2 protein-coding genes are annotated in these 1700 nt (G+C 63.9%); both read right to left on the bottom strand.

The genetic code is table 11. The annotated features are described in order from the left end of the window. Positions 1-79: 79 nt before the first annotated feature. Entirely contained in the window at positions 80-427 is a 348-nt protein-coding gene (locus HV773_RS36395) for a sarcosine oxidase subunit delta (RefSeq protein ID WP_129563966.1), read from the bottom strand. A 28-nt stretch (positions 428-455) separates the two neighbouring features. Then, positions 456-1700: sarcosine oxidase subunit beta family protein (locus HV773_RS36390; protein ID WP_129563965.1), on the bottom strand; the 1245-nt coding region annotated here is incomplete at its 5' end.

The following is a 1700-nucleotide window of genomic DNA, read 5'->3' as shown; positions in this document are numbered from 1 at the left end:
TACGTGCGCCCGTTGAACGTGAAGGTCAGCGGAATCGCGCGGTTGATGCGCCCGCCGGCGCCGAGACGGTTCTTCTGGCTCATCGCTGCTTGCTCCCTTGCGTGCCTTGCTGTGCGCTTTGTTGCGCGGCCTGTTGTGCTTTCGCCTGGACGTTCGCCGGCGAGTTGGCATCGCCAAACGTTTCGTAACCCTGAATGTCGTAACTTACGGTGTCGCGCGTCACCTTGAACCAGCGGCGGCAGCCTTGCGTATGCAGCCACTGCTCCTTGTGCACGCCGCGCGGGTTATCGCGCATGAACAGGTACTCGCCCCATTCGCGGTCGCTCAGCTTATCGGTGTCGAGCGGGCGTGCGATATCCGCCTCGCCGCCGCAGGTAAATTCGAGTTCGGCGCGCGGCCCGCACCATGGGCATTCGATCAGCAACATGTGGTGTTCTCCTCTGTATGGTGCGTATTCAGTGCGCCACGGCGGCTGCGCCGTGCTCGTCGATCAGATGGCCGTTGTAGAAGCGGTCCAGTGCGAACGGCGCGTTGAGCGGGTGCGGTTCGTCGTTCGCGATGGTGTGCGCGAACACCCAGCCCGAGCCCGGCGTCGCCTTGAAGCCGCCCGTGCCCCAGCCGCAGTTGAAATAGAGGCCCTTCACGTCGGTCTTGCTGATGATCGGGCACGCGTCGGGCGAGACATCGACAATGCCGCCCCACTGGCGATTCATGCGCACGCGCGAGAACACCGGGAACATTTCGACGATGGCCTGCAGCGTGCCTTCGATGATGTGGTAGCTGCCGCGCTGGCCGAAACCCGTGTACTGATCGACGCCCGCGCCGATCACGAGGTCGCCCTTGTCGGACTGGCTGATATACGCGTGCACCGCGTTCGACATGATGACCGAGTTGACCACCGGCTTGATGGGCTCGGAAACCAGCGCCTGCAGCGGATGGCTTTCGATCGGCAGGCGGATGCCGGCCATGTCGGCGAGCGTCGTGGTGTTGCCTGCCGCAACCACGGCCACCTTCTTCGCCTTGATGAAGCCCTTCACCGTATCCACGCCGGTCACGCGGCCGCCGTCGCGGCGAATGCCCGTGACCTGGCAATTCTGGATGATGTCCACGCCGTGACGGTCCGCGCCGCGCGCGAAGCCCCAGGCCACCGCGTCGTGGCGCGCCACGCCGGCGCGGCGCTGAATAGAAGCGCCCAGTACCGGATAGCGGCTGTTCAGGTTGATCGTGGGTTCGATCTCCTTGATCTGCTCGGGCGTGAGGAACTCGGCGTCCACGCCGTTCAGGCGGTTCGCGTTCACGCGGCGCTCGGTGTCGCGCACGTCCTGCAGCGTATGCGCGAGATTCATCACGCCGCGCTGGCTGAACATCACGTTGTAGTTGAGATCCTGCGAGAGCCCTTCCCAGAGCTTCATGGCCTTTTCATACAGCGCCGCCGACTCGTCCCACAGATAGTTCGAGCGCACGATGGTGGTGTTGCGCGCCGTGTTGCCGCCGCCGATCCAGCCCTTCTCCAGAATCGCGATGTTCTTCACGCCGTGCTCTTTCGCGAGGTAGTACGCGGTGGCAAGACCGTGCCCACCGCCGCCGACGATCACGACGTCGTACTCCTTCTTCGGCTCGGGGCTCCTCCACTGCCGCTCCCAGTTCTCGTGATACGACAACCCGTTGCGGAACAGACTGAATATCGAATAGTGGCTCAT

Source organism: Paraburkholderia caffeinitolerans, from assembly GCF_902859945.1.
Classification (GTDB): Bacteria; Pseudomonadota; Gammaproteobacteria; order Burkholderiales; family Burkholderiaceae; genus Paraburkholderia; species Paraburkholderia caffeinitolerans.
Note: the sequence above shows the minus strand (reverse complement) of the source record. Positions and strands in the feature narration are given on the sequence as shown.

Excerpts from the sequence above, each read along its gene's own strand:
- HV773_RS36395 (WP_129563966.1), bottom strand. The coding sequence starts at position 427 with ATGTTGCTGATCGAATGCCCATGGTGCGGGCCGCGCGCCGAACTCGAA.